The sequence below is a fragment of the Metabacillus sp. GQ13 genome (genome assembly GCF_059758525.1).
Genome location: NZ_JCAXET010000009.1, coordinates 25476 through 49266 on the forward strand (window position 1 = coordinate 25476; position 23791 = coordinate 49266).

Below are 23791 nucleotides of genomic sequence, written 5' to 3' on the forward strand. Positions count from 1 at the left end.
TATTTATATTGTTTATAAACCATAAGGGTGGTGCTTTACTGATTGGATCATACAGAAGGAGCTATTATTGTTAGATCTCTATTAATCATCGTTGTTTTATTTTTATTTGCGAAAATAGTCGGTAAGAAGCAGCTTTCTCAGCTTTCCTTTTTTGAGTATATATCGGGAATCACTACGGGTGGTGTTGCAGCAGAAGTGATAATGGGATTTGGCCATATCTTACATGGGATTCTTAGCATTATTATATTTACGGTAGTGACTTATTTAGTAAATGAAATATCTTTAAAAAACAAGAAGATTGGTGAAATTTTAGAAGGAAAAAGTGTCATGATTATTAAAGACGGAGAAATAATAAAAGAGAAAATAAAGAAAGAAAAATATAGTTTAGATGAGATCCTATCTTTACTTCGCCAAAAAAACGTATTTAATGTGGATGATGTAGAACTAGGGATATTGGAACCGAATGGGGAGCTAAGTGTGTTGTTGAAGAAAGAAAAGCGGCCAATTACACAATCTACTAGTGGAGCAGAACAGAAAAAACAAGATCGTTAATAATCCGCGCTTTCTCTCAAATCAATATCATGCAAAATATGTGTTTTTTGTCATAGGACGGGTTTCTTCCCACATATATTCAGGATGGGTTTTAGAAGGGAGAATGTCTAATGAGTGATACTCTTGCTTACCATGAAACACTTGAATTACATGAATTGGTTGCCTTTCAATCTAATGCTTTAATTAAATTGAAAATGTCAGTCGGTAAAATTGGTGATGAGGGAATTATCTATCATCTCAATCCGAGCCCTTGAAAATAATATTCAGGAATTATTGAGATTTTTCCCAAATGCTCCAGTTAGGGAGGAAGAAGATGAAAGAAGAGATGTTGGTTTTTATGCGGGCGATTTATTAGGTTTAGCAAAAACAACAGTTAGAAATTATGCAATTGCCATTACTGAAACAGCAACACCTGTGTTAAGAATGATTCTTGTTAAACAATTAAATGCTGCTATTGAGTTACATGCACGTGTATATACTTATATGTATAAAAGAGGGCTATATCCATCTTATGATTTGAAGAAGCTGATTAACAATGATATCAGAAATGCAAAAAGAGCATTATCACTAGATTATTAATCTTTTAAAAAAATAATCTAGTATGAGCAAAGTAGATAGAAAAATAGAAAAAGGGTGACTAAACCGTAATGTCACCCTCTTTTTAAAGGACCAGCAGTATTTTGGGTATAGCTCCAAGCGCATTAACTCACTTGAAATCATAAGGGATTTTTACATAAGGTTAAAAAACAATCATCAACAACTTCGTCTTAGCTTTGTTGCAAAGAGTCAGTCACCTTTCGTCCTTCTACCCTTTTATATCAATTGATTTACCTAAACTAGGGTGGGGAGCTTTGAGCATATTCAATAGTTGTTGATTATTTATCTGTGCAGCTTCCATTGTTTTCTTGGTTAAAGCAATACCAATGCTTTGCCCGAGTGATGCTTGGTTCATACCAATTGATAAGGCAGCTATATCCAAAGGGTTCACCCCCTTTTTATGAGATGTGTTATTTTTTTTGAGTATCCTTAGTATGTAATGGTTTCTTTCCTAATGAAATCGAAGTTCTTAGCGAGTGACAGAACGCTTAAGAGATAGCAAATCTTCTTCAGCATTCATATTGCGCTCACTGATGACTTTGATAGCATCTTGTATGCCATTATTATAAATATGAGGTCCAAGCCTTTCTAAACAAAAGTCAAGAAATGCCTCAGTAGCAATCTCACCAATTTCCTCATCTCGTTCATGATAGAAAAAGCTTTGAATTTCTGCCTTCATTTCATCCTTTGTTTCCTTAGAAAGTTTAATGAACATAAAATAACCTCCAATATGTATTCCTATTAAAAAATGTTCCTTCATCCTCTATACTAATTCAAATTCTAAAAAAATGCTAAGAATTTCCTTAAGATAGATTTGTTTATACGGCTTAAGATAGAGCCTTCAATATAGATACCCCGTCTTGCTTTTCAAATTAAGCTATGCAAAAATGACATCAATAAGCTGTAACGGATAAGTTAAAAGGGAGGAAGCACAATGAATTATTACATAGTTACAGGTGCATCTAGAGGATTAGGTGAGGCCATAGTAAAGAAGTTGTTAACTGAGGATAATTGTATCATTTACGTATCAAGAAAAAACAATCAAACATTAGAAGAGTTAGTGAAGAGCCGTAAACAAGTTTTCATTCATTTTGAAGAATGTGATCTCTCTAAAATTGGTCAATTGGCATCCCTTGTAAAAAGAGTATTCTCAAAAATAGATTTCAACAATGCAAACAAGATTACCTTAATTAATAATGCAGGAAAGGTTGAGCCAATAAAAAACGTTGGTGATGCCTCTGAAAAAGATATTGTTTCAAATATTCAACTTAATTTAGTAGCTCCAATGGTTTTAACCGAGTATTTTATAAAGGAGACAAAATCTTTTAGTGGCCGTACGATGGTTGTCAATATAACATCTGGCGCTGCAAATCGACCTATTGCAGGCTGGAGCACCTATTGTAGTACAAAGGCAGGATTGAATATGTTTACGAACACAATTGGTATTGAGCAAGTAGCCAAAAGTGAGGTAACAGCAATTGCTTTTTCTCCAGGGATTATGGATACAGACATGCAAAGTACAATACGAACAGCAGAGAAAGATGATTTTGACGCGGTTGATCAATTTAAAGAGTACCATGAAAAAGGGATGTTACGATCACCGAGTTTTGTTGCACAAATCATTGTTCAACTCCTATCAGGACCAGTAGATAATGGGAGAGTATATGATATTAAGGAATTCATTTGATAAGGCTATTTTCTAAGTTTGTTACTCTAGTACTAATAAAAAGCGGCGATCTTCAGAGGGATATCATAGTATTTTAACGAAAAGAGCACGAAGATATACTTAAAATGTGTACATTAGTATTTTGTACGGTAAACAACATTCTTTGCGAAAAGAGCCTTTAATAAAAGTTAGGTCTTTAGTAGTGGGATATTTGAGGTCTTTCGTTAGGGAAAGCAATTTGAGGAGATATTTCGTGATATAGGACTTCTTTCTTAGCTTAAAATATGAAGAAGTCCTATATTAAGGTGAGAAATTTTAAATGTTCACACAAAAAAGATTCGCAAAATTTGTCAAGTGATGCAATAATATTTGTAAGAGGTAAAGGAGAGTAATCATGTATCTAGGGAGTCTACTAGTTTTATACACACTATACTCATGTTCTCTCCAACATTTTTTCACTAGTGTCATAGTACCGATCTATCACTAGTTCCTATTTCTTAATCATATAACTAGCATATAGTAAATAGTATAGAGGTGGCTGAATATTAAACGTATAAAACAAAAAAAGTTTGCAGTCATCATCTCCGTGACAACTTTGATCATCGCTGTATTATCTTCGCTAAACTTGTATGCTACCTATTTGAATACACGTAAAACGATCGAATTAACGATTGCTAATCATGGGATTTCAACAGCTCAAGTTGTATTAGATAATTTTGATATTCGTACATATGAAAAATATCTGCAAAATCTTGATTCAACTGATCATCTTCGTATGCTTGAACGAGAACTTAGTAGTGCCAAGACATATTCAAATGCCATACAAGTATATATTCTTAAAGTTGATAATGAAAGACAACCACAATTAATAGTGAATAGTATTAAGACAGGAGAAAAGGGGAATTGCTGCATACTGACAAAAGATTTCAAGGAAAAGTTCACTGAAAATCAATCATTTAATACTAGTTTAATAGAAAACTCTCAAGGAACCTATGTCACCGCGGGAGTACCTATTGTAAACGGTAATCGCGATGTTATCGGATCGCTTGTTGTAGATGAGCGGATTGAAATGATTGATGAAATAACAAATGATGTGATGAAAAGTAGTATACCTATTTTTATCTTTAGTGGGTTATTTGTGATTTTTTCATTCAGTATTTTTCTAGTCTTTCAAATGTGGTCAAGGAAAGAATTTACTTCACAGGTAGGAGAGACAGAAGAAACGTATCAAGGAGAGTTTAAATCAATGCTTCAAACAATGAGGGGGATACGTCATGATTTTATTAACCATATTCAAGTTATACAGGGCTTATTAAAGCTTGGAAAGGAGGATCGTGCTTTTGAGTACGTTAATTCACTAACGAATGAAGTTGAATCAATGGAATTACCGCTTAAAGTGAAAAATCCAGCACTGTTTATCTTATTACAATCTAAATGGGCACGAGCTCAAAATGATAAGGTTGACATGCATCTTTTCGTAGATGATGATACCTTTCAAAAGGTATCATCAATAGACATGATTAAGATCATGTCTAATCTAATTGATAATGCTTTTGATGCAACTATGCTCTTATCTGAATCAGAGAGGTTTATTAATATTGAAGTAAGATCAATAAATTCTATGTATGTGTTTCAGGTAGAGAATATCGGTCCTTCTATCCCTAAGGACGTGGTGACGGAAATCTTTAATGCTGGGTTTTCGACAAAGGAAGAAAGACTGGGTATTCCTAGAGGGGATGGTCTGAGTATTGTTAAGCAAGTAGTAGGTAGGTACGGTGGGACAATTGATGTTCATTCTAATAGAAATACGACAGCATTTAGTGTGAAAATACCGGTTAGAACATGATGGGGAGCTAACGTAAACGTAGCTTCTCTTTCTTAATTTAAATCTTATTAGACTGGTTAACACATGTAAAGGCAACAAACTTTTAGAAAAGAACTGAAAAAAATGTTCCAATCCCTCTATTTTCACATATATATATAATAAGATTATATTTTTGACGAACTATAAAGGGATTCAATCTATTAAAAATATAATGAAGGTTTTTGCTTAAAAAGTAAGTATAGAGTAACAACCAATAACCTCTAAAGCATGTAAGAAAAACTTCCTTTTAAGTTGAAACGGTAAATTCTATATGTTACATTATTTTGAATAGTTAATTAGGTTCCTTACGATAAGCAACAATCTTTCCGAAAACAGCCTTTAATTAAGGGGGATTTTCATGCGACGAATATTGATTATGGATGTATTTACCCACCCAATTGCACAAAAATATTTAAATCGTTCAGGTGTTTCACATGCGATTAGAGTTGCAGGATATGCTGTGCAGCTCGCAATCAAGCATGATGTAAATCCCGATATTGCAGCAAAAGCAGGCTTGCTTCATGATATAGGTCATTATGAGTGGTATACAAACGGTGAATGGGATTATGATGAATATAGAAAAAATGATATTCATGCAATTAAGGGAGCGGAACGTGCTCACAAACTCCTCATCAGACTTGGTGAAGATCGAAAATATGCAAAGGATATTGCTTTAGCCGTCCTTCTGCATACAGATTCTTATCTACCAGAAAGTTCAATAAAAAAAACATCTCTACAACAAATCATTCGTATGGCTGACGAAATGGATGAAGAGCCTCATGGAAAACACCATTATCGTAAAATTAACCGAGAATCTGCTCTAAATAAGATTGAGAGATTAGATCAGGAAATAGAACTGTATATAAATAAATATCGTAAAACTGTTTAATAAGAGAAAAAATATAAGGTTTGAGAAGTACTGGAACGATCTCTTATTAAGTACTCCCCGGTATTAGAGAAATGTTAAAATGTTATCATCATATACTTCTTCGATAGACCTACTATTGCGATTTTCAAAATAATAGCCCTTTTCCTAAGTAGATAAGTTGTGATGATAAGCCTACCTGTACGTATTTCATTACAGGTAGGCTTATCAGGACTTTTGTGCTAGTGTTAACTTTTACTAAATACATATTGGTTTGTATGAGGTGGAATAATTATTTATTACTAGAAATTTACCAGTGGCGATTCTAGTTTACTCTTTAGGTGAAATTTATATGATCATAGATGACTTAAATGAACAATAGAGAAATGTCCCTTTACAAGTTAGTTATCCACCTGATTACTTGTAATCAGGTGGATAACTAACAAAAGGTAACAGGATGAGAGTGAAAAAAGTTAATGAGAAATTCTCGAACTAACTCTATTTCATTGGATGTCAACTGGAGCTATCTGTTGCATAATGACGTACAAGTTTCTGTGAATACTAATAAAGGTGGAGTAGTGATGAAACAAGTGCAATTATTCTTGGCCTTCTTTCGTGTTGGGATGCTCGGATATGGTGGGGGACCATCTTCTATACCGCTTGTACATAAAGAGGTTGTTGAGAAATACAAATGGATGAATGATGATGAATTTGCAGACGTCCTAGCTTTAGGCAACACTTTACCTGGACCAATTGCAACTAAAATGGCAGGTTATATTGGTTATCGTGTCGCAGGTATAAGAGGTTTAATTAATGCAACTCTTTCAACGATCATACCGACAATTATCTTAATGATCGTCCTATTGAAAACAGTAGCATCCTTTAAAGACCTAACATGGGTACAAGGAATGACTACTGCAGTGGTACCGGTTGTTGGAGTCATGTTAGCGATATTGACAAGGGACTTTTTCAAGAGATCAAAAGAGTCTCTTGGATGGGGAAAAGCTCTTTCTTTATTTTCCTTGAGTTTTTTATTAATGGAGATTGTTGGATTACATCCAGCTATTTTAATTCTATGCTTATTAGTTGCTGCAATTATTAAGAAGGATAAGGGGCAGATGCAGGAGCCTGCTATAAAAAAGGGGGATACCTGATGATATACTGGCAAATATTCCTAGCTTTCTTCATACCAGGAATTCTCGGATACGGAGGTGGCCCGGCTTCCATACCCTTGATTGAAAATGAAGTTGTTGATCGATATGGTTGGATGAATGTAAATGAGTTTGGTGAAGTATTAGCCTTAGGAAATGCACTTCCTGGACCAATTGCTACAAAGATGGCTGGTTATATTGGCTATCAACAAGGGGGTATATTAGGTGGATTTATTGGAGTTTTTTCTACCGTTGCCCCGTCACTTATTTTGATGATCATCCTTTTAAGCTTTTTATATAAATACAAGGACTCACCTAAAGTAAAAAGAATGACAACATATATTAGACCAACAATTGCTGTACTACTAGGTATGATGGCATTGAGTTTCTTTTTTACTTCCTATTCAGATAAAGGGATATGGCAAACATTATTTTTAGTTATCATAAGTTATCTATTGCTAGAGAAGTGGAAGGTACATCCTGCATTTGTTATCATTGGGGCAATGGGGTATGGGGCACTTTTCTTAGCGTAAAAGGTGTTATAAAATGGTAATGACTATTAGAGTCGAACCATTTTTATTTTTATCTTCATAATCGATTCCAGAAAGAAAATCCTTAATTTTATAAAAAAGTCTACATTTATTGGTAAACTCTTGTAAAATCATGTACATTTATAATAGATTCGGAAAAGTATTTTTAATTAATACCATTCAGCGGATGGAGAAATACTTAGTATATTTATCTTTGCTATTAAAAATAGTTACAACTATAGAGTTCTTTGTGAAATTAATATGATTCAAAATAGAGAGAATATGTGGGTATAAAACAGGAGGAAAAATTGTGTTTAAATCGAAGACTCATTTTTGGACATTGCAGATTTTATTGTTGCTTTTAATTGTATTCGTAGGTTCTAAGGTTTCCTTTTTATTTGAACCGATCATTGTCTTTACGTCAACTTTGTTTTTTCCAATTTTAATAGCGGGAATCTTGTTTTTTATTTTTGCACCGTTAGTAAAGTTGCTTGAAAAGTGGAAAGTACCTAGAACATTAGCTATTCTCATTCCGTATATTGTTTTTATTGGTGTTATTACCTTGCTTGTAGCCTTTATTGGACCAATTTTATCCGAACAGGTGACAGACTTAGTAAAGAATTTCCCGAAATATGTATCTGAATTTAGTGATTATATCATTGGTTTATCAGAAACAACGGTGTTTGAATGGGTTATGAACCAGAACTATGTCTCATTTGAGCAAATAGAAGAAACATTAACAGGATATGCCACTAGTTTACCAGAAAATATTACGTCAAGCTTAACGACGGTATTAGGTGTTGTAACGAATATTACCTTAACATTGATTACTGTGCCGTTTATTTTATTCTATATGCTTAAGGATGGTCATAAACTACCATCATCAGCAGTTAGGGTCTTACCTAATACATACCGACATGAAGGTATAAAGATATTTGAAGATTTAAATGAAACACTTTCTGCCTATATTCAAGGTCAGTTAATTGTCTCACTTGCAGTAGGATTAGGGTGCTTTATTGGATATTCAATTATTGGCCTTGAGTATGCATTAATCTTAGGTATTGTAGTCGCAATTGCGAACATTATTCCTTATCTGGGTCCTTTTATTGGTGCGGCGCCAGCAGTTATCATTGGTTTACTTGATTCACCAACAAAGGCAATCTTGGCTGCAGTTGTAGTCACAATTGTTCAACAGATAGATGGTAATTTCTTATCACCACTCATTATCGGTAAACGACTGAATACGCATCCACTAACGATTATTTTGCTTTTAATTGGTGCAGGTAGTTTTGGTGGTATCCTAGGCATGATTCTAGCTGTTCCCACGTATGCAGTATTAAAGGCAGTCATATTAAATATTATCCGTTTAATCAAGTTAAGAAATAAATATAAAAATGAGATAAAAATACAAAATACAAACATTTAAACAGAACTCATTCACCTAAGTATCATATTATATGATAAAGCTTTAAAAGATTAGGAAATGAGGAGGCAAACTATGCCTGCATTGGTCGGTCCGGTTCATTTAAATCAAATTGGTGGGAATGCAATATTTACAGTTGGAGATACATTTAGCTTGTCACCAAAGAGTGGGAACAAGACCTCGATTGGCTCAGGGGCTGGGAATACTGGTGACTTCATCGAAACACAGAATCTCTTTAATATTTCAAATTTCAATGATGTAGACCTATTTGATCAGGTTAGTGGTATAAATAAATAGTTTTTTTAAAACCTACTTAGTAAGTCCTTTATCAGAGTGTAAGGGGGAATCTTCTACATAGTAAATAGGAGATTCCCATTTTTATTGAAATGGTCTCTGTTTCTTCTCATCAAATTCATGGACAAGTTGTTTTAAAGGAACATCTTGGAATAAAGCAAATGATTGTAAGCTACTATCGTTAATGAAGGAAAGGGAGAATTAGATGAAAATTAGAAAAGCTAATGTACATAACGGTAATAAACTTATTACGAATGTATATATATATGAAAATAAAAAACAAGAGTTGAGTATGATTGCAATACCTGAGGTAGAATGGTCAACTATCATCCAATATGAAGAAGATCGTGAAGTGCTTAATAAGCGCCTATTAAATTCTTTGTCAACTAAAGTTGGAGATCAAACAGCTTCTGAGTTAGCAAATAAGCTAGTTCAATGGGTTGGAGAAATGTAAATTGGTAAGAGGAGTTATTTATTACTCCTCTTTATTTTTCTCTAAAAAGTCCTCAACCTGATAAATAAACTGATCTCGTGGATAACCATTATATAAATTTGATGCTAATTTTATCGGATCACCGAAGAAATAACGTTCATATTGTGTTTGACGAGCTCCAAAGGCGCTCATGGTCAAATCCCAGGTTAATCGAAAGAGTTTTGTTTTTGTTTCCGCATCACAGCCAGATCCTTGGCAGTATTTATCTAAATCAGTAGCTAAAGGTGATTGGAAATCCTCTTCTGATGGAATTGCGACCAGACCACCTGCACCGATTAGTTGGAGGATTTCAATCATGCGTGGATACAGCTTAGGAAACAAGTTTATAGCTACGTATAATGAGTGTATATGTGGAGTCATAGTTCCCCATTCATCTTCAGTTGCCAGGAGTTCTGCACGGTCTAATAATGCTTTCATTGTTTCTAAGGCAATAATAATTTCACTTACTTTTTCTTGTATATGCTGATATTCGGATAACCTCAATGTAGAAACCATCGTTTGCGAAAGACCTAGAATAAACTCTGTTTTGGTAATCTGTCTAATCACAACTTGATGGAGGGTTTGGGATGTAAAACTACTCCTTGAAAAAAGGCGATGTGCGATGTCTTGTTGTTGATAAAAAAACACTTGCTCCCATGGAACGAGGACGTTGTCAAAAATAATCATCGTATCCATTTCATGAAAACGAGATGAAAGTGGATAATTAAAAGTAGATGAACCTTGGTAAAATGATTCTCGACAAACAAACTTTAAACCTTCTGTTTCTGTTGGGACACAAAATGAAAAAGCATATTCATCACCATCAAATTTTGACCCTGTTGGGAAAATAAATACCTGATCTGTCATACCTCCTTGTGTTGCAAGAAGTCTAGCTCCCTGTACAGTGATTCCATCGGATCCCTTTTTGACAATCTTTGCTGCAATGGGGTTATCTGAGACTTCTGTATAATTTGAAGATCGATTAATTTGAGGATTAATAAAGCTATGTGTGAATGAAAGATCCTTTTCTCTTGCCGTTTCGTATAAATTGACGAGATTTTTACTGAATTCCTGATTTTGATCATTTAGTATACTTGCGGAGACAGCTAATGTCATGATGACAGTGTTCAAGTAGTCAGGCGTACGTCCCATTATCCCAGCTGACTTTGATGCCCAAGTTTGTATCATAAACCTCCGGATCTCCAAATCTTCTTTTGTTCTTGGTTGCAGGAAAGATAAACCGACTCGATCTCCGGTTGTGGGTGACTTATAAGTCATTTTTTCTATAAGATCTGGCTGACTTTGTGTATCGTATAGTGTAGCCTTCGTTTTTATGACTCCAGTGAATGCTGGGTGCTCCGACAATTTTCCTTCTACCCTTTCCCCTTTCAACCACAGGTTTGGTTTTAATAGATCCATACGTTCTAAGTATTGGGTCCCATTAATCGCAGGCATTTTCTCTTCACCCCTCAATAATTTATGTAACACTATATGCGGTTTAAAAGGTTGAGTGAAGGGTATATTGTAAAAACAATGTAACAAAATGAAGAATGATTTATAGAGGAATTATGTTATACATAATGAATAAAGTAGTAGTAATACAAAAAATACAATTGTAAGCGTTTTCTTTTGTTTAAAAACATACACCATGGAAATAATAAAGATAATTGGATCTGATTTTGAAAGGTGTGATAAGAGTGCACGAAGAAAACTTTTTCAAAGGAATGCTCTGGGCGTCATTATTAAGTGTACCATTATGGTTTTCTTTCTTTGGCTGGTTGAAACTAACAATAAACCTTTTAAAGCAGTTTTGACAGCCTGACTACTTTTGAAAGTAGGAAGCATTTTTCATGATGAGAGTTTTAAATGATGTTAAATTCATATGACTTCTAAAATAAGCAAAGGGCAACAGCTTTTTGGGTGTTGCTGCTTTAATGAAATAAGCGTGAATAAACAAGGTACTGTTTGACAATTATTTTAACAGCTATCCAAGCTACAACCCGCGGCACGCTATCATTAGCAGTACCGGCATCAGCTATAATAATTGTTTTAATTGCTGTCTATATACTATTCCCAGACTTAACTTCGTGATCTTTTGCTTCTGTTATACTCCTAAAAACATAAGGCTAGGTATATTTAACAAGTAAACAACTACCATTGTTGCAACCCATCCTAATAATAATTGCTTCCAATGTTCCTAGTAGGAACTTTTTTTGTTGTTCTTAAGGAAGGTTCTTGTGGGAAGATCTATTAAAATGGCATTTTCTTCAACTAATGTTAAGTCAATCACAACAGTTGAAAGAAGAGATGTAAAAAAAACATTTGAGAATAAATTCACAATTTTTCACCGCAGTTAGTAGTTTCACTGCTTTTTTAGATAGTAGCTGATCATAATTAACAGATAGTGAAGTGAAAAAAATTAAGAAATTGTAAAGAGAATGAAAAGTCTGCTAATTTAAAGAGTAAAAGAAGGGTAACAGATGTCTTTGTCGAAATGACTAGTAAACTCAGCAATTATGGTTGTTGGTCTTTTGAATGTTAATTGTTAATAGTAAAGGAGGTTTTTTTCTCTATGGGAGTGCAGCCAACGTTTTTTGTGTTGGACGATAAGATGGTTGCTGTTTTTTCAGTTATGAAGGACAATTGCAAAGTTAAAATGGAGTGCTTGTTTTCAAAGACTGGGATTGAGGATTACACTTTAGAGTATCACGGACCTAAGGAGAAAAAGACGGAATTAATTGAATTAGCTATTTTAAAGGCACAAAATATTTTCGAACACAACATATTAACAGTGTAATAAGTAGGCTAACTCATATGTTTTCTATTGTGAAATTTAGAAAATATAAGGGTAAGTCTTTTTTTATTTTATAAAGCTGGGTTTGCGGATTCACCTCAGAAGATATTCTTCACAAAAATTAGTTACAAAGACTCTGGGTTATTTATCCTAAATAATAATTAGCTATTTTTTTTAAAAAAGTAAAAAATTTAATGTTTAATAAGGTTTAAACCTTGTTTGTAACGGGTATATGGTTGTGGTGGAGTCCCTAAAAATGTATATTTTAGACTATTGCGTTTCAATTGCGGTATCACGCACTGAGTAGTTCGAATTATTTTCGGTGATAATTGTAATCAATTACGTTAGAATTAGCTATAGAGAGGCAAATGATTTTGTGTGCGTTGGCCATACATTCGCTTAATAAATACAAGAGGAGAGTGGAAACATGGATCAGCAAAAAATCGAAGAGATGACACAGATGTTACTTAACTTGGAAAAAGAGATCCGAGAAACGAAGGAATCATTGAAAAGTATAAATAAAAGTATAGATAAGTATGATAAATATGCATTTTTAAACGTATCCTAAAAAATCACCCTAAAAACTTGGCATCCTGCCAAGTTTTTTTATGTTATTTATTGACAATTACTGTATTGGTAGATGAAAATAAGAGATACATAGAGGTAGAAATTCCTACTTTTACTACTCATAGGCACAGATATATAGTAATATAAAGCCGAAGGGGTGATTTAAATAGGTAAGGTAGAAGAAGTGGTTTTTGTGAAACAATATATGATTAAGACAATTACCTCACAAATTAAGCTATCTGAGCTACAGCAACTGTTGCTCTCCTTTGTTCATTCAAAGAAAAAATTGAACTTTGGTCAATTAGTCCTTGTGCACCACAAAGCATTTGGAGGGAAAAGCTCAGAAGCCCACCAACTTGCTACAGCGATCGAACTACTAATTTTATCGTTTGACATGTTTGATGATCTAGAAGACTTAGATAATATGAAGGAGCCTTGGATGCAGGTAGATCCATCGATTGCATTAAATGCGGCAACAACTCTTTATACTCTTAGTCAACAAACGGTATTAGCCCTTTCTTCTCCCTCAAAGCTCCAAATTTTAAATGCCCTTCTTCAATACTCCATTCAAGCAATGGAAGGACAACATGAAGATTTACAAAACACATTCAGTACAGAAGAAGAGTGTTTAAAGGTAATGAAAAGTAAATCTGGCTCACTTATTGCTTTAGCTTGTGTATCAGGTATGTTATTAGCTGAGGTGAATTTTCCTGAAGTAGAAGAATACGCATATCAATTAGGAATTGCCGCACAAATTGAAAACGATTTTCGAGATCTATTTAACCCGCTGAAAAAAGACAGTACGTTAGAAAAAAGGTCATTGGCATTGCTTTATTTACAAAAGTCCTATAATGAGCATGCACTTGAAGTATTAACATTTCTTGATAGTAAAAAAGATTATAATGAGACATATGGCAGCATAGAACAGTATAAAAACAAATTAGCCGAATCAGGTGTTGCTCAATATTTAAATGTAATGAAACAAATCGCCTTAAATCGAGCAACTAAAATAATAGATAAATTACCAATTGAAGCTAATCATATTGAGGACTTAAAGTCTCATTTTATACTAAACTCAAAAACCAACTAATAAGGGGAGATAACCATGCAGGAAATTGTAAACTTTTTAATTGAGAATCCAGATGTACTAGAGAAGGTTGTAAGTGGACAAGCAAGCTTATTAGGTGTTGAATTGGATGATGTTTTGGGGATTATTAATGGGATTCTAGGTACAGGGAAATTGTTAAATACATTTTGGGTTTAATTCTTAGATAGGTGGTTGTAATGCGTAATAACTTCAATAAAACATACCAATTATTTGTATTATTAAGTATAATCCTTTCGATTTACATGACCTTTTTGAATTTAAATTTTCCATATGTTGGTGCAAATGTACAGATTAGTTCAAATGGTCAAGTAACAGTAACAAATATAGAACCAAAATCATGGGCTGAAAAAATAGGTATTAAAATTGGTGATGTCCTAATTGAGGTTAACGATAATGATCCACTTAAACATGGACCTGTGATAGATAAAAATGTAATCGAGCAAGTTGAGTCTTTTACTCTCAGTAGAGATGGTGTTAATAAAGAGTATTCACTTTCTAACTCTTTAATTTTCAGCACCCAGAGTTTATTAATAATAATTATTCCATTTACTGTGTTGACTCTGTGTCTATTCTGTAGTTTTTATATTTATAAATCAAACAAAAGTGTAAATTTAAAATCGGCAAACTTATTAAACCTTTTTTTGTTAATAATTGCTATGGCTTATATAACAGCAACAGGTTCATCAAAAGGGGACGAAATTAGTCGTTATGTTAATTTATGTTTATTTCTGTTGGTACCTGTAAGCTATCTTCACTTTTTATATCAGTATTTTCTCGAATTAGGTAAAAGGCTATTTAGCATTAATTATGTTTATATTGGTTATTTGATTGTTTTAATAAATTTAATTGCAGAAATTGCTCAAATATTCATAGAATATTACTTCGGTCTTAATAGAGTCCTTAATTTAAGTTCATTCTTTATAATGTTGGTTTGTACTTTTTTATTAAAGATCTTAGGTTTAAAGAAGATAAAGTATTCTGAACAGTCATATATAGTTAAAGTATTAATTGTTACTAATATCTTAGCGTTTTCACCATTTTTAATATTCTATGTGCTACCCTTTTTAATTTTTCAGAAATATGTATTTCCACCAACATTTTTGGCTGCATTCCTTGTATTAATTCCTTTATCATTAGTTTATCAATTTTTAGCTACTAAAATATACGATATTGAATTTTTATTAGGGAGAATTAGATATTATTCTTTATTAGCTATTATTCCAACCTTTTTATTAATAGGAATAATGTTGAATTTAAAAGAAGGTAATCCAAGTTTTTATCAAATAAAACTTGCTATAATAGTCTTTATAGCACTTGTTATAGTGTTCTACATTAAAGAAATCTTTGACTTTAAATTCCGACTTAAGCGATTTTCTGAAAAATATAATTATCAGGATAGTATTTTTAAATATACACAAAGCATTCGGAAGGCGAATAATTTGGATCAGGTTGTCTCCGAATTAAAACATGTTATTTTGGATGTTTTGTTAGTTAGTAAAGCGTACATTATTGAAGTCGATAAATCGAAAAATATTACCTCAGTTGACCCACTTGCCAAAGAGGTAGATTACGGTCCATATACTACCGAGATAAAAAATGTATCTAATGAAATTGGTAAGATCATTGAGTTAAACAAAGGTTTTGTTATTAATATTGGTGAAACAGAGAACAAAAGCTACATTTTACTTTGCGTATCTATTTTAAATACACCAATATTAACCCGAGATGAGATCTCTTGGCTTAAAACACTTTCGTTCTATACAAATGTCTCTTTGGAGAACTTTTTGAAGATTGATGAATTATTGCACCATCTGCAAGAGGTGAAGACAGAGGGGCAAAATCCAGCTTGGCTTACGAAACTTTTATTCTCGATAGAGGAGAAACAACGATCAAATCTTGCTAAGGATCTACATGACTCTGTACTGCAAGATCTTGTTTCTTTAAAAAGGCAGTGTGAACTAGCTTTAGCTGGGGTAGAAGTAAAATCAGACCAATTGAAAAGTCAGTTACAAGAGATGAATAGTAACATGACTAGAATTATTAAAACAACTCGTGAGACATGTCAGGAACTACGTCCGCAATTGCTCTATGATTTAGGTTTAGTAAAAGCACTGAACAAACTTGTTATGCAATACCAAGATCTTGTTGATTTTGAAATTAGATTAAATACTGGTAATTTCACGACAACCCTTGATATTGATACACAATTAAATCTTTATCGAATTGTCCAAGAGTTACTCACGAACGCACAAAAACATTCAAAAGCTTCGCATGTATTAATTATTCTTGTCTGTATAAAAGATAAAATTGTTCTTCACTATGAAGATAATGGGATTGGTTTTGTATACAATGGAGTGAGTGATGAAACTGAGAGTATGGGTCTTTCTGGAATAAGTGAGCGTGTTAAAGCCTTGAAGGGCACAATTAATATCACTACATCAATAGGTGATGGTTTAAAAGTAGATATTGAGATATAGTAGAAACGGGAGGACTTGGCAACTGCCAGGTCCTTTTCTAAAATAAAGGAAAACACGAAAAAGGATTTTTGATAAAGGGTGAAAAAAGTGATACATATATTAGTTGTTGATGATCATCCCGCTGTAAGGGAAGGCACAAAGGCCATTCTCGAGGTAGAACCAGGAATACAGATTGATTGTTTAACCCCCCCATATACGATTGAAGCGATTGAGGCATTTGATTTCATTAAATTTGATGTGATACTCATGGACTTAAACTTAGGTGATATTAATGGGATAGAGCTCTCTAAAAAAATTATTAGTATGAACAATTCATGTAAGGTTATTCTTTATACTGGTTATGATGTAGATGACTATTTTGAAGAGGCAATCCGTCTAGGGATTCATGGAGCAGTAAGCAAAACAGAATCAAAGGAAAAACTGATGGATTATATTGGACATGTAATAAATGGTGATATAGTTGTTCCCTATCATCTTATTAGGAAGATACTAGATCCAAAGCAAAACAAGACGACTGAGACTGAATTAAGTGATACGGTTTTTAATGATCGTGAAAAGGCGATTTTACATGAGGTAGAAAAGGGACTGACCAATCAGGAAATAGCTGATCACCTTCACTTGAGTAAAAGATCGATTGAGTATAGTTTGACATCGATCTTTACTAAGTTAAATGTCAGTACACGGACGGAAGCGGTGCTCATTGCGAAAGCAGAAGGAATTATTGAGTAGATTCATTTCTGAATTTTGTTGCTTTAGCAAAGGAAAATAAGCTGATTGATTCTTAATAATTCCTTTTAATAGTACCAAAATTTATAAGTTCTTTTTACATAGGTTTGGTGTCTAGCTTCAGGCGTCATCGGCGACTAGCATAAGCGGACGCCCTGCGCTTTCAAAATAAAGGAGGATTTTATTATGGACTTTAATGTTAAGAACACGTTAATGGAGACCTTAGGTATTTCGGTTACGTCTGTCTCTGAAGAGGGAGTAGTAGCCACAATGCCCGTGGACCATCGAACACATCAACCATTTGGACTCTTACACGGAGGTGCATCTGTTGCCTTAGCAGAAACAGCCGCTAGTATTGGCGCTTACTATTTAGTGGATCAAGAGACGGAAACCTGTGTGGGATTAGAGATTAATGCCAATCATATTAAAGGGAAAAAGTCTGGTGTTGTAACTGCTTATGCTAAGCCTGTACATCGGGGGAAAACTACTATGGTTTGGGAAATAAAGATTGTTGATGAGGAGAATGAACTTGTTTGTTTATCCAGATGCACAATGGCTATTTTGAGAAAAAAGAAATGATCTTGCTTAACAAATGTTACTAATTTGCATAAAAGGAAATAACAAAAAAGTAGATAAGCAGAGCGCTTATCTACCTTTTTGCGTTTTTCTCTTTCTATCCCTTTTTAGATCATCCTGTACACTGTTTTCCCATAATGGAATACCTGTATTATAAGCAGCTCTGCTTATTAAGTGACCAGCAACTGGAGCAGTAATAAGGACAAAGATAGATCCTAGTAGGACTCGAGCGTTCGCATGATGATCAAAAAGTAGGAAATACAAAAACAAACCTAAGAGAATACAGATGATACCCAGTGTCGTGCTCTTGGATGCTGCATGGTTGCGTGTGTATACATCTGGTAATCTAACAACACCAATTGCCGCGATTAAACTAAGCAAAGCCCCTAGGAGAATAAAAAAACCGACGATAAATTCACTTATTTGGTTCATTTTCGATGATTTCTCCTTTCTCTAAATATTTAGAAAAGGCAACTGTACCAATAAACGCTAAAATTCCTAGTAGCAGAATAACCTCAACGAAAGCCATTGTGTTGAGAGCAATAGAGGTGATAGCCGTCATGGCAATCAGGTTTATGCCAATTGCATCAAGAGCGATAACTCGATCAGGAATCGAAGGACCCTTAATTAACCGGTAAATAAATAGTAAAGTTGAAATCGCTACGAGTAATAATGAAATTTTAATAACAAGATCAAACATTAACGACTCACCTCCCTAATGGCTTTCTCAAATGTATTCTTAATATCTATTTTTGCTTGCTCCGCATCATCTATATCCATTGCATGGATATAAAGTGTCTTTTTATCTTCTGAAACCTCTATGACAAGTGTACCAGGTGTTAATGTAATTAAATTGGATAAAACAGTGATTTCCCAATCTTTCTTTAAATCAGTCTCAAGAGAGAAAATTCCTGGTCTTATTGAAAGCTTTGGTGACAAGATCACCTTGAATACAGCAAAGTTTGATTTAATTAGCTCACTACCAAAGAGGAGAATCAGTCTGATAACAGCTAGTATATTTGCCATATAAAAGCGATGATCAAAGAATCTTCTCAGTGCAAAGATAATTAATCCTCCAAAGAAATAGCCTTTAAAAAAAGCAAGAGGGCTATAATCATTAGATAAAAACATCCAAATAAATGCTAGAAAAAAATTAAGTAAAATTTGAAATGCCATATGCACTACTCCTTCAATACGGCTTGGATATAAATTGTTGGATCAATCAGAGTATCAGCAGCTTGGGTTATATAAGGAGCAATCGACTCTACACCGAAACCATAAATGATAGACAAGGATAGTAGGATTATAATGGGTAACAAAAGACCTTTGAGGGATCCTTTTGAAACATTAACCTCGCCCTTAGGTTCTCCCCAGAAGCCATGGATAAAGATTTTCATAACTGAATATAGAACCAATAAACTTGATAGTAATACAATGATCGAGATCGTGTATTCTCCAGCATCGAAACCGCCTTTCACAATTTTAAGCTTTCCAATAAATCCACTTAGTGGTGGAATGCCTGCAAGAGATATGGCAGAAATAAAGAACAGCCAAGCAAGGAACGGATGGCTTGAGATTAATCCGCTAAACTTTCGTAAATTACTTGTACCAGTAATGGTAATAATCACTCCGACTAAGAAAAACAGAGCTCCCTTTATAATCATATCATGTAATAAATAATAGATGGACCCTTCGATTGAATCACGAGTATTTGCAGCAATACCAAATAAAATAACTCCGACAGCAGTAATGATGTTATAAATAACAATTTTTTTGATATCCCAATAAGCGATTGAGCCAATGACACCAAAAATAATCGTTAACGCTGCTAGCCAGGCGAGAATTTGATGAGTAAAGCTTGGATCGTGATAAAAGATTAGTGTATATATTCTTGTAATTGAATAGATTCCCACCTTTGTTAGTAATGCTCCGAAAAGGGCAGTGACAACTGAAGGCGGTGCTTTGTAGGAACCCGGTAACCAAAAGAATAATGGGAAAAGAGCTCCCTTTAGACCAAACACGATTAAAAACAAAATGGATATAACTGTAAGTAACCCGGATTGTCCCATTTCAGCAATTTTCACACTTAAATCAGCCAAATTGAGTGTACCAGTAATGGCATAAAGGTATGCAACTGCAATGACGAAAAGTGCAGAAGAGATGACATTTACAAGAATGTACTTAATTGATTCCCTTAATTGTGACTTCGAGCTCCCCAATACAATTAACATATAGGAAGACATTAGCATAACCTCAAAAAACACAAATAGATTAAAGATATCTCCGGTTAGAAAAGCCCCCGTTACACCTAGAATCAAAAACTGCACACCAGAGTAAAAATAAAACTTCTCTCTCTGGGCATCTATCGAAGAAAAGGCAAATAACAGTGCGGTTAATCCGATGATACTAGTTGTTAAAACTAATAAGCTAGAATACATATCAGCTACTAGAACAATACCAAATGGTGCCTCCCAGCCCCCTAGTTCTAACGTTTGTATCCCATTTTCATGAACGACTTGTACAATTAAACTTGCACTAACTATGCCAGAGATGGATGCGATCAAGCTAAGCCATTTCTGTATCTTAATTTTTTTATTAAAAAAGATTAAGAGTATTCCGGTTAATAATGGTATGACGATTGGTAAAATAATTAAGTTATTCATATTGATCATTTCCCCTTAGTTGATCCATATCATCTGTTCCAAGTTCTTGATATGAACGATATGCAAGAACAAGGAAGAAGGCTGTAACTCCAAAGCTAATAACGATTGCCGTTAAAATTAAAGCTTGTGGAAGTGGATCGACATAACTTTGTGCATGCTCACCAAGTAGTGGTGCAGCACCTTTTTTTAAACCACCCATTGTAAGAAGCAATAGATGTGTACCATGGCTCAATAAGCCAGTGCCGATGATGATACGTAATAAGCTTCTAGATAACATTAAATACGTCGCAGCACTAAACAATATACCTACAACAATAGACATTAATACTTCCATTATTCCGTCTCTCCAATCGTTTGAATAATGGTCATCGTTACACCGATAACAACAAGATAAACACCTAGATCAAATAGAACAGCTGTTGCCAATGATGTCTCACCCAGTATTGGGAGCTCCACATAACTAAATGTATGCGTTAGAAATGGAACATCAAAGAAGAAGGAACCCATTCCGGTAAGTAAAGCTATTAATAAACCAGTTGCAGCCAATTTGATGTAATCTATTGGCAATATATTCACCACTGTCTTTATATCAAAAGCTAATAATAATAGTACAAGTGCTCCGGATGTCATTAATCCGCCAATAAAACCTCCACCTGGGGTGTAATGACCAGAAAAGAAGAGATGCAACGAATAGATAATAATGATAAACACGATGACCTTTGTAGCAGTCTGAAAGATGACATCATTAGTCTTTACGTTTGTTTTTTTCATCCTTCTTCCTCCTTTCTGACTTGTAGGCGGATCATACTAAAAATTCCTAAAGCAGCAATACCTAGAACGGTAATCTCAAATAAAGTATCGAAGCCTCTAAAATCGACAAGGATGACGTTAACCATGTTTTTACCACCAGCAAGCTCATAGCTGTTTTCGATATAATATGAAGAGATCTTTTCTGATATACGCTGACTATTTGCAGATAAAGCTAGTATGGTAACAATTGATCCTACCCCTAACGAGATAAGCAAATTTGTTATTTTAAAGCGCACCTTTTTTTCTCTTTTCTTAAATTCTGGTAAGTGATAAAAACAGAGTAAGAAGAGAGCGACTGATACCGTTTCGACACATAACTGAGTAAGTGCTAAATCAGGTGCACGGAACAGGACGAAAAACAGTGATAAAGAATATCCGACTGACCCAAGCGCTATAATCGAGGTTAGCCGAGATTTTGCCAACAGTACAGTGATGGTTCCTATCACCATTACGAGGGCAAGAACGGATTCATATATACCAATAGGAGCTGTCCCCTTTAATGAAAAAGAGAAGCCTTCTTTCAAAACAAGTGATGTACCTATGATAATGATAAAAAACGTAAAGATGTACGCTAAGTAATCGCGAATATAACCTGTCATATAGAAATTTGTTATCTTTGCCGAAGATTTATCAAGACTACGCATGGCGGCATCATAGCCTTTATTAAGCGTTAATTTTTTTGGTGTTAGACGATAAACACCACGCCACTTTTCAAGTGATAGGTAGGCAAGTGTTCCTACCAAAATGACACCAATTGTCATATAAAGCTCTAAATTAGCTCCATGCCATTGTGAGATATGGACATGAAAATGTTCCTCATTCCCAAGTAGACCTGGGATAATTGAAGCCATTGCAGGTTCAATTAACGTATACGCAAGTAAGTTAGGGAAGAAGAAGAAAATAACGACAAGAGAAGCAAGGATAATCGGTGATATAAGCATACCGATGGGTGCCTCATGTGGCTTTTTCTTTAACTTTCCAGGTTGATACTTACCTGTGAAAGTCTTAAAGACAAGCACCATGCTATAGATGAAGGTGAAAATACTACCAACCCATGCAATAACAGGGAGTAAAAATCCAATCGTCTCCAAGTTGAAAATATCCATTTCAAGAACGCGGATCATACTTGTAAAGAACATTTCCTTACTTAAAAAGCCATTGAATGGCGGTAAGCCTGCCATTGAAAAGGCACCGATGATCGAGATTGTAAACGTAATTGGCATAAAGCTCATTAATCCACCAAGTTTACGAATATCCCGAGTACCTGTTTCATGATCGATAATCCCAACGACCATAAATAAACTTCCTTTAAAGGTAGCATGATTAATCAAATGGAAGACCGCGGCGAGAGTAGCAACCGTATAGACGCTATTATCGATTGAATCGAGGGCCAAGGCAGCTGAACCGACACCAAGCATCGACATGATCATTCCAAGTTGACTAACAGTTGAGAAGGCAAGGATACCTTTTAAATCTGTTTGTTTTACAGCATTAAAGGAGCCCCAGAACATCGTAACGATACCGAAAGCTGACACAATCCAAAACCACTCAGGTGTTCCCGCAAATACTGGGCTAAATCTAGCTACTAAATAGATACCTGCTTTAACCATTGTTGCTGAGTGGAGATACGCACTTACTGGTGTCGGAGCCTCCATTGCATCTGGCAACCAAATATAAAACGGAAATTGTGCTGACTTTGTAAATGCTCCAAAAAGAATAAGGATTAAGGCTGGAACAAATAATTCATGTTGTACGATTTCTGGAACCTGTCCGATGATTTCTCTAATACTAAATGAATTTGTCATGATATTCAGCATGATAAACCCACCGAGCATGAGTAGACCACCAAAAATGGTAATCATCATTGACTTTTGTGCACCATAACGAGATTTCTCACGCTTATACCAAAAACCAATTAACAGGAATGATGAAAGGGAAGTAAATTCCCAAAACGTATAAAGGACAATTAAGTTATCCGATAGGACAACACCTAACATAGAACCCATGAACATTAACAAATAGACATAAAACGTATTCAGTTTTTCTTTTTCCTTAGATAAATAGTAAATTGAATAAAGAACAACAAGTGCACCTATTCCAGTGATGATTAGAGCAAAGAGTAAACCTAATCCATCTATGTATGCTGTGAAATTGATACCAAGAGAAGGAATCCAATTGGCAGTCTGGATGATTGCTTCACCGTTCATTGTTGTGTCAATAAATTGGATGAAGTAAACAAATAGTAAAATAGGTATTACTAAAACGAACCACCCTGTATGTATCCTTTGGAAAAACTTATACAGAATGGGAACAAATATGGCAAAAATAAAAGGTAATAAAATTGCCAAATGTAGTATTGTCATAATTAAACCTCCTTACAGAATGGCAATAAAAATATTGAAAAACATTGTTAAAGCATGAACACAATTTACTGATAGCTGTTTTCGTAAAGATGACTGTTTTACGTAAAAAACTCTTCTTTAATTAAGCCTGCCTTCGTGCTCTTTTCCTTCAATTACTCAGCCTTTTTCTTTTAAAAAGCCACTAAATTCAATGACCGATTTTTTTTGGATTGAAAACAACAACCTTTAAAAAAAGAATCTTACTGAATTAATATGTTCGAGAAAATGGTTAACTATGAATTTTTTATCAATAT

At 34.3% G+C, this 23791-nt stretch carries 26 protein-coding genes and 1 pseudogene; 17 read left to right on the top strand and 10 right to left on the bottom strand.

Annotated features, from left to right (window positions below; all coding sequences use genetic code 11):
* Positions 1-42 precede the first annotated feature (42 nt).
* Both AC6CHR_RS12495 and AC6CHR_RS12500 read left to right on the top strand, forming a co-directional pair.
* Positions 43-552: a DUF421 domain-containing protein gene (locus AC6CHR_RS12495; protein ID WP_498249171.1), complete on the top strand. Its 510-nt coding sequence runs from the start codon at positions 43-45 to the stop codon at positions 550-552.
* Between the two features lie 110 nt (positions 553-662).
* Positions 663-1131: pseudogene (locus AC6CHR_RS12500) on the top strand (spore coat protein).
* A gap of 226 nt (positions 1132-1357) precedes the next feature.
* Here AC6CHR_RS12500 and AC6CHR_RS12505 read toward each other — a convergent pair.
* Positions 1358-1531 (bottom strand): YjfB family protein, encoded by a 174-nt coding sequence (locus tag AC6CHR_RS12505; RefSeq protein ID WP_498249172.1) that lies wholly within the window; start codon positions 1529-1531, stop codon positions 1358-1360.
* 87 nt (positions 1532-1618) lie between these two features.
* A complete protein-coding gene (locus tag AC6CHR_RS12510; protein WP_498249173.1) occupies positions 1619-1864 on the bottom strand; it encodes a DUF2164 domain-containing protein in 246 nt (81 codons plus the stop codon).
* Between the two features lie 219 nt (positions 1865-2083).
* Here AC6CHR_RS12510 and AC6CHR_RS12515 point away from each other — a divergent pair, with 219 nt between their 5' ends.
* The 8 genes from AC6CHR_RS12515 to AC6CHR_RS12550 all read left to right on the top strand — a co-directional run bounded on the left by AC6CHR_RS12515 (position 2084) and on the right by AC6CHR_RS12550 (position 9396).
* The gene (locus AC6CHR_RS12515) at positions 2084-2836 is read left to right on the top strand and encodes a (S)-benzoin forming benzil reductase (RefSeq protein ID WP_498249174.1); all 753 of its coding nucleotides are present in this window, start codon (positions 2084-2086) and stop codon (positions 2834-2836) included.
* Between the two features lie 565 nt (positions 2837-3401).
* On the top strand, positions 3402-4661 hold the full coding sequence (locus AC6CHR_RS12520; protein ID WP_498249175.1) for a sensor histidine kinase: 1260 nt from the start codon (positions 3402-3404) through the stop codon (positions 4659-4661).
* A gap of 376 nt (positions 4662-5037) precedes the next feature.
* Positions 5038-5568 (top strand): HD domain-containing protein, encoded by a 531-nt coding sequence (locus AC6CHR_RS12525; RefSeq protein WP_498249176.1) that lies wholly within the window; start codon positions 5038-5040, stop codon positions 5566-5568.
* 557 nt (positions 5569-6125) lie between these two features.
* Positions 6126-6698, top strand: coding sequence for a chromate transporter (locus AC6CHR_RS12530; RefSeq protein ID WP_498249177.1), 573 nt, complete (start codon positions 6126-6128; stop codon positions 6696-6698).
* Complete coding sequence (locus tag AC6CHR_RS12535) at positions 6698-7228, top strand: chromate transporter (RefSeq protein ID WP_498249178.1); 531 nt, start codon at positions 6698-6700, stop codon at positions 7226-7228. Before AC6CHR_RS12530 ends, AC6CHR_RS12535 begins: the two co-directional genes overlap by 1 nt.
* Positions 7229-7535: 307 nt before the next feature.
* On the top strand, positions 7536-8651 hold the full coding sequence (locus AC6CHR_RS12540) for an AI-2E family transporter (RefSeq protein WP_498249179.1): 1116 nt from the start codon (positions 7536-7538) through the stop codon (positions 8649-8651).
* A 72-nt stretch (positions 8652-8723) separates the two neighbouring features.
* Entirely contained in the window at positions 8724-8945 is a 222-nt protein-coding gene (locus AC6CHR_RS12545; protein WP_498249180.1) for a spore germination protein, read from the top strand.
* 202 nt (positions 8946-9147) lie between these two features.
* A complete protein-coding gene (locus AC6CHR_RS12550) occupies positions 9148-9396 on the top strand; it encodes a YueH family protein (protein WP_498249181.1) in 249 nt (82 codons plus the stop codon).
* Positions 9397-9417: 21 nt separating this feature from the next.
* On the opposite strand, the gene hpaB is transcribed toward AC6CHR_RS12550, so the two are convergent.
* Complete coding sequence (gene hpaB / locus AC6CHR_RS12555) at positions 9418-10869, bottom strand: 4-hydroxyphenylacetate 3-monooxygenase, oxygenase component (RefSeq protein ID WP_498249182.1); 1452 nt, start codon at positions 10867-10869, stop codon at positions 9418-9420.
* Between the two features lie 1117 nt (positions 10870-11986).
* Between hpaB and AC6CHR_RS12560 the strand changes: the two genes are divergently transcribed.
* From AC6CHR_RS12560 to AC6CHR_RS12590, 7 genes are all read left to right on the top strand, one after another.
* Positions 11987-12211 carry a hypothetical protein gene (locus AC6CHR_RS12560; protein WP_498249183.1) on the top strand — a complete coding sequence of 75 codons (225 nt, stop codon included), beginning with the start codon at positions 11987-11989 and terminating at the stop codon, positions 12209-12211.
* Positions 12212-12635: 424 nt separating this feature from the next.
* Positions 12636-12776, top strand: coding sequence for a degradation enzyme regulation protein DegQ (gene degQ, locus AC6CHR_RS12565; RefSeq protein WP_498249185.1), 141 nt, complete (start codon positions 12636-12638; stop codon positions 12774-12776).
* A 204-nt stretch (positions 12777-12980) separates the two neighbouring features.
* Positions 12981-13865 (top strand): polyprenyl synthetase family protein, encoded by an 885-nt coding sequence (locus tag AC6CHR_RS12570; RefSeq protein ID WP_498249187.1) that lies wholly within the window; start codon positions 12981-12983, stop codon positions 13863-13865.
* 15 nt (positions 13866-13880) lie between these two features.
* Complete coding sequence (gene comX, locus AC6CHR_RS12575; RefSeq protein WP_498249189.1) at positions 13881-14039, top strand: competence pheromone ComX; 159 nt, start codon at positions 13881-13883, stop codon at positions 14037-14039.
* Positions 14040-14059: 20 nt separating this feature from the next.
* A complete protein-coding gene (locus tag AC6CHR_RS12580) occupies positions 14060-16360 on the top strand; it encodes a histidine kinase (protein WP_498249190.1) in 2301 nt (766 codons plus the stop codon).
* A gap of 87 nt (positions 16361-16447) precedes the next feature.
* Positions 16448-17089: a response regulator transcription factor gene (locus AC6CHR_RS12585; RefSeq protein ID WP_498249433.1), complete on the top strand. Its 642-nt coding sequence runs from the start codon at positions 16448-16450 to the stop codon at positions 17087-17089.
* Positions 17090-17272: 183 nt separating this feature from the next.
* Positions 17273-17665, top strand: coding sequence for a hotdog fold thioesterase (locus AC6CHR_RS12590; RefSeq protein ID WP_498249192.1), 393 nt, complete (start codon positions 17273-17275; stop codon positions 17663-17665).
* A gap of 66 nt (positions 17666-17731) precedes the next feature.
* On the opposite strand, the gene mnhG is transcribed toward AC6CHR_RS12590, so the two are convergent.
* From mnhG to AC6CHR_RS12625, 7 genes are read right to left on the bottom strand one after another with little or no spacing between them, the layout of a single operon-like run.
* Complete coding sequence (mnhG, locus tag AC6CHR_RS12595) at positions 17732-18094, bottom strand: monovalent cation/H(+) antiporter subunit G (RefSeq protein ID WP_498249194.1); 363 nt, start codon at positions 18092-18094, stop codon at positions 17732-17734.
* The gene (locus tag AC6CHR_RS12600; RefSeq protein WP_498249196.1) at positions 18078-18362 is read right to left on the bottom strand and encodes a Na(+)/H(+) antiporter subunit F1; all 285 of its coding nucleotides are present in this window, start codon (positions 18360-18362) and stop codon (positions 18078-18080) included. Before AC6CHR_RS12600 ends, mnhG begins: the two co-directional genes overlap by 17 nt.
* Positions 18362-18838 carry a Na+/H+ antiporter subunit E gene (locus tag AC6CHR_RS12605; protein WP_498249197.1) on the bottom strand — a complete coding sequence of 159 codons (477 nt, stop codon included), beginning with the start codon at positions 18836-18838 and terminating at the stop codon, positions 18362-18364. Before AC6CHR_RS12605 ends, AC6CHR_RS12600 begins: the two co-directional genes overlap by 1 nt.
* Before the next feature lie 5 nt (positions 18839-18843).
* The gene (locus AC6CHR_RS12610) at positions 18844-20325 is read right to left on the bottom strand and encodes a Na+/H+ antiporter subunit D (protein WP_498249199.1); all 1482 of its coding nucleotides are present in this window, start codon (positions 20323-20325) and stop codon (positions 18844-18846) included.
* Positions 20318-20659 (bottom strand): Na(+)/H(+) antiporter subunit C, encoded by a 342-nt coding sequence (locus tag AC6CHR_RS12615; RefSeq protein ID WP_498249201.1) that lies wholly within the window; start codon positions 20657-20659, stop codon positions 20318-20320. Before AC6CHR_RS12615 ends, AC6CHR_RS12610 begins: the two co-directional genes overlap by 8 nt.
* Positions 20659-21096, bottom strand: a complete 438-nt coding sequence (locus AC6CHR_RS12620) for a Na(+)/H(+) antiporter subunit B (RefSeq protein WP_498249202.1) — start codon at positions 21094-21096, stop codon at positions 20659-20661. The genes AC6CHR_RS12615 and AC6CHR_RS12620 overlap by 1 nt, the downstream gene beginning before the upstream one ends.
* Positions 21093-23498, bottom strand: a complete 2406-nt coding sequence (locus AC6CHR_RS12625; RefSeq protein ID WP_498249204.1) for a Na+/H+ antiporter subunit A — start codon at positions 23496-23498, stop codon at positions 21093-21095. Before AC6CHR_RS12625 ends, AC6CHR_RS12620 begins: the two co-directional genes overlap by 4 nt.
* Positions 23499-23791: the final 293 nt, after the last annotated feature.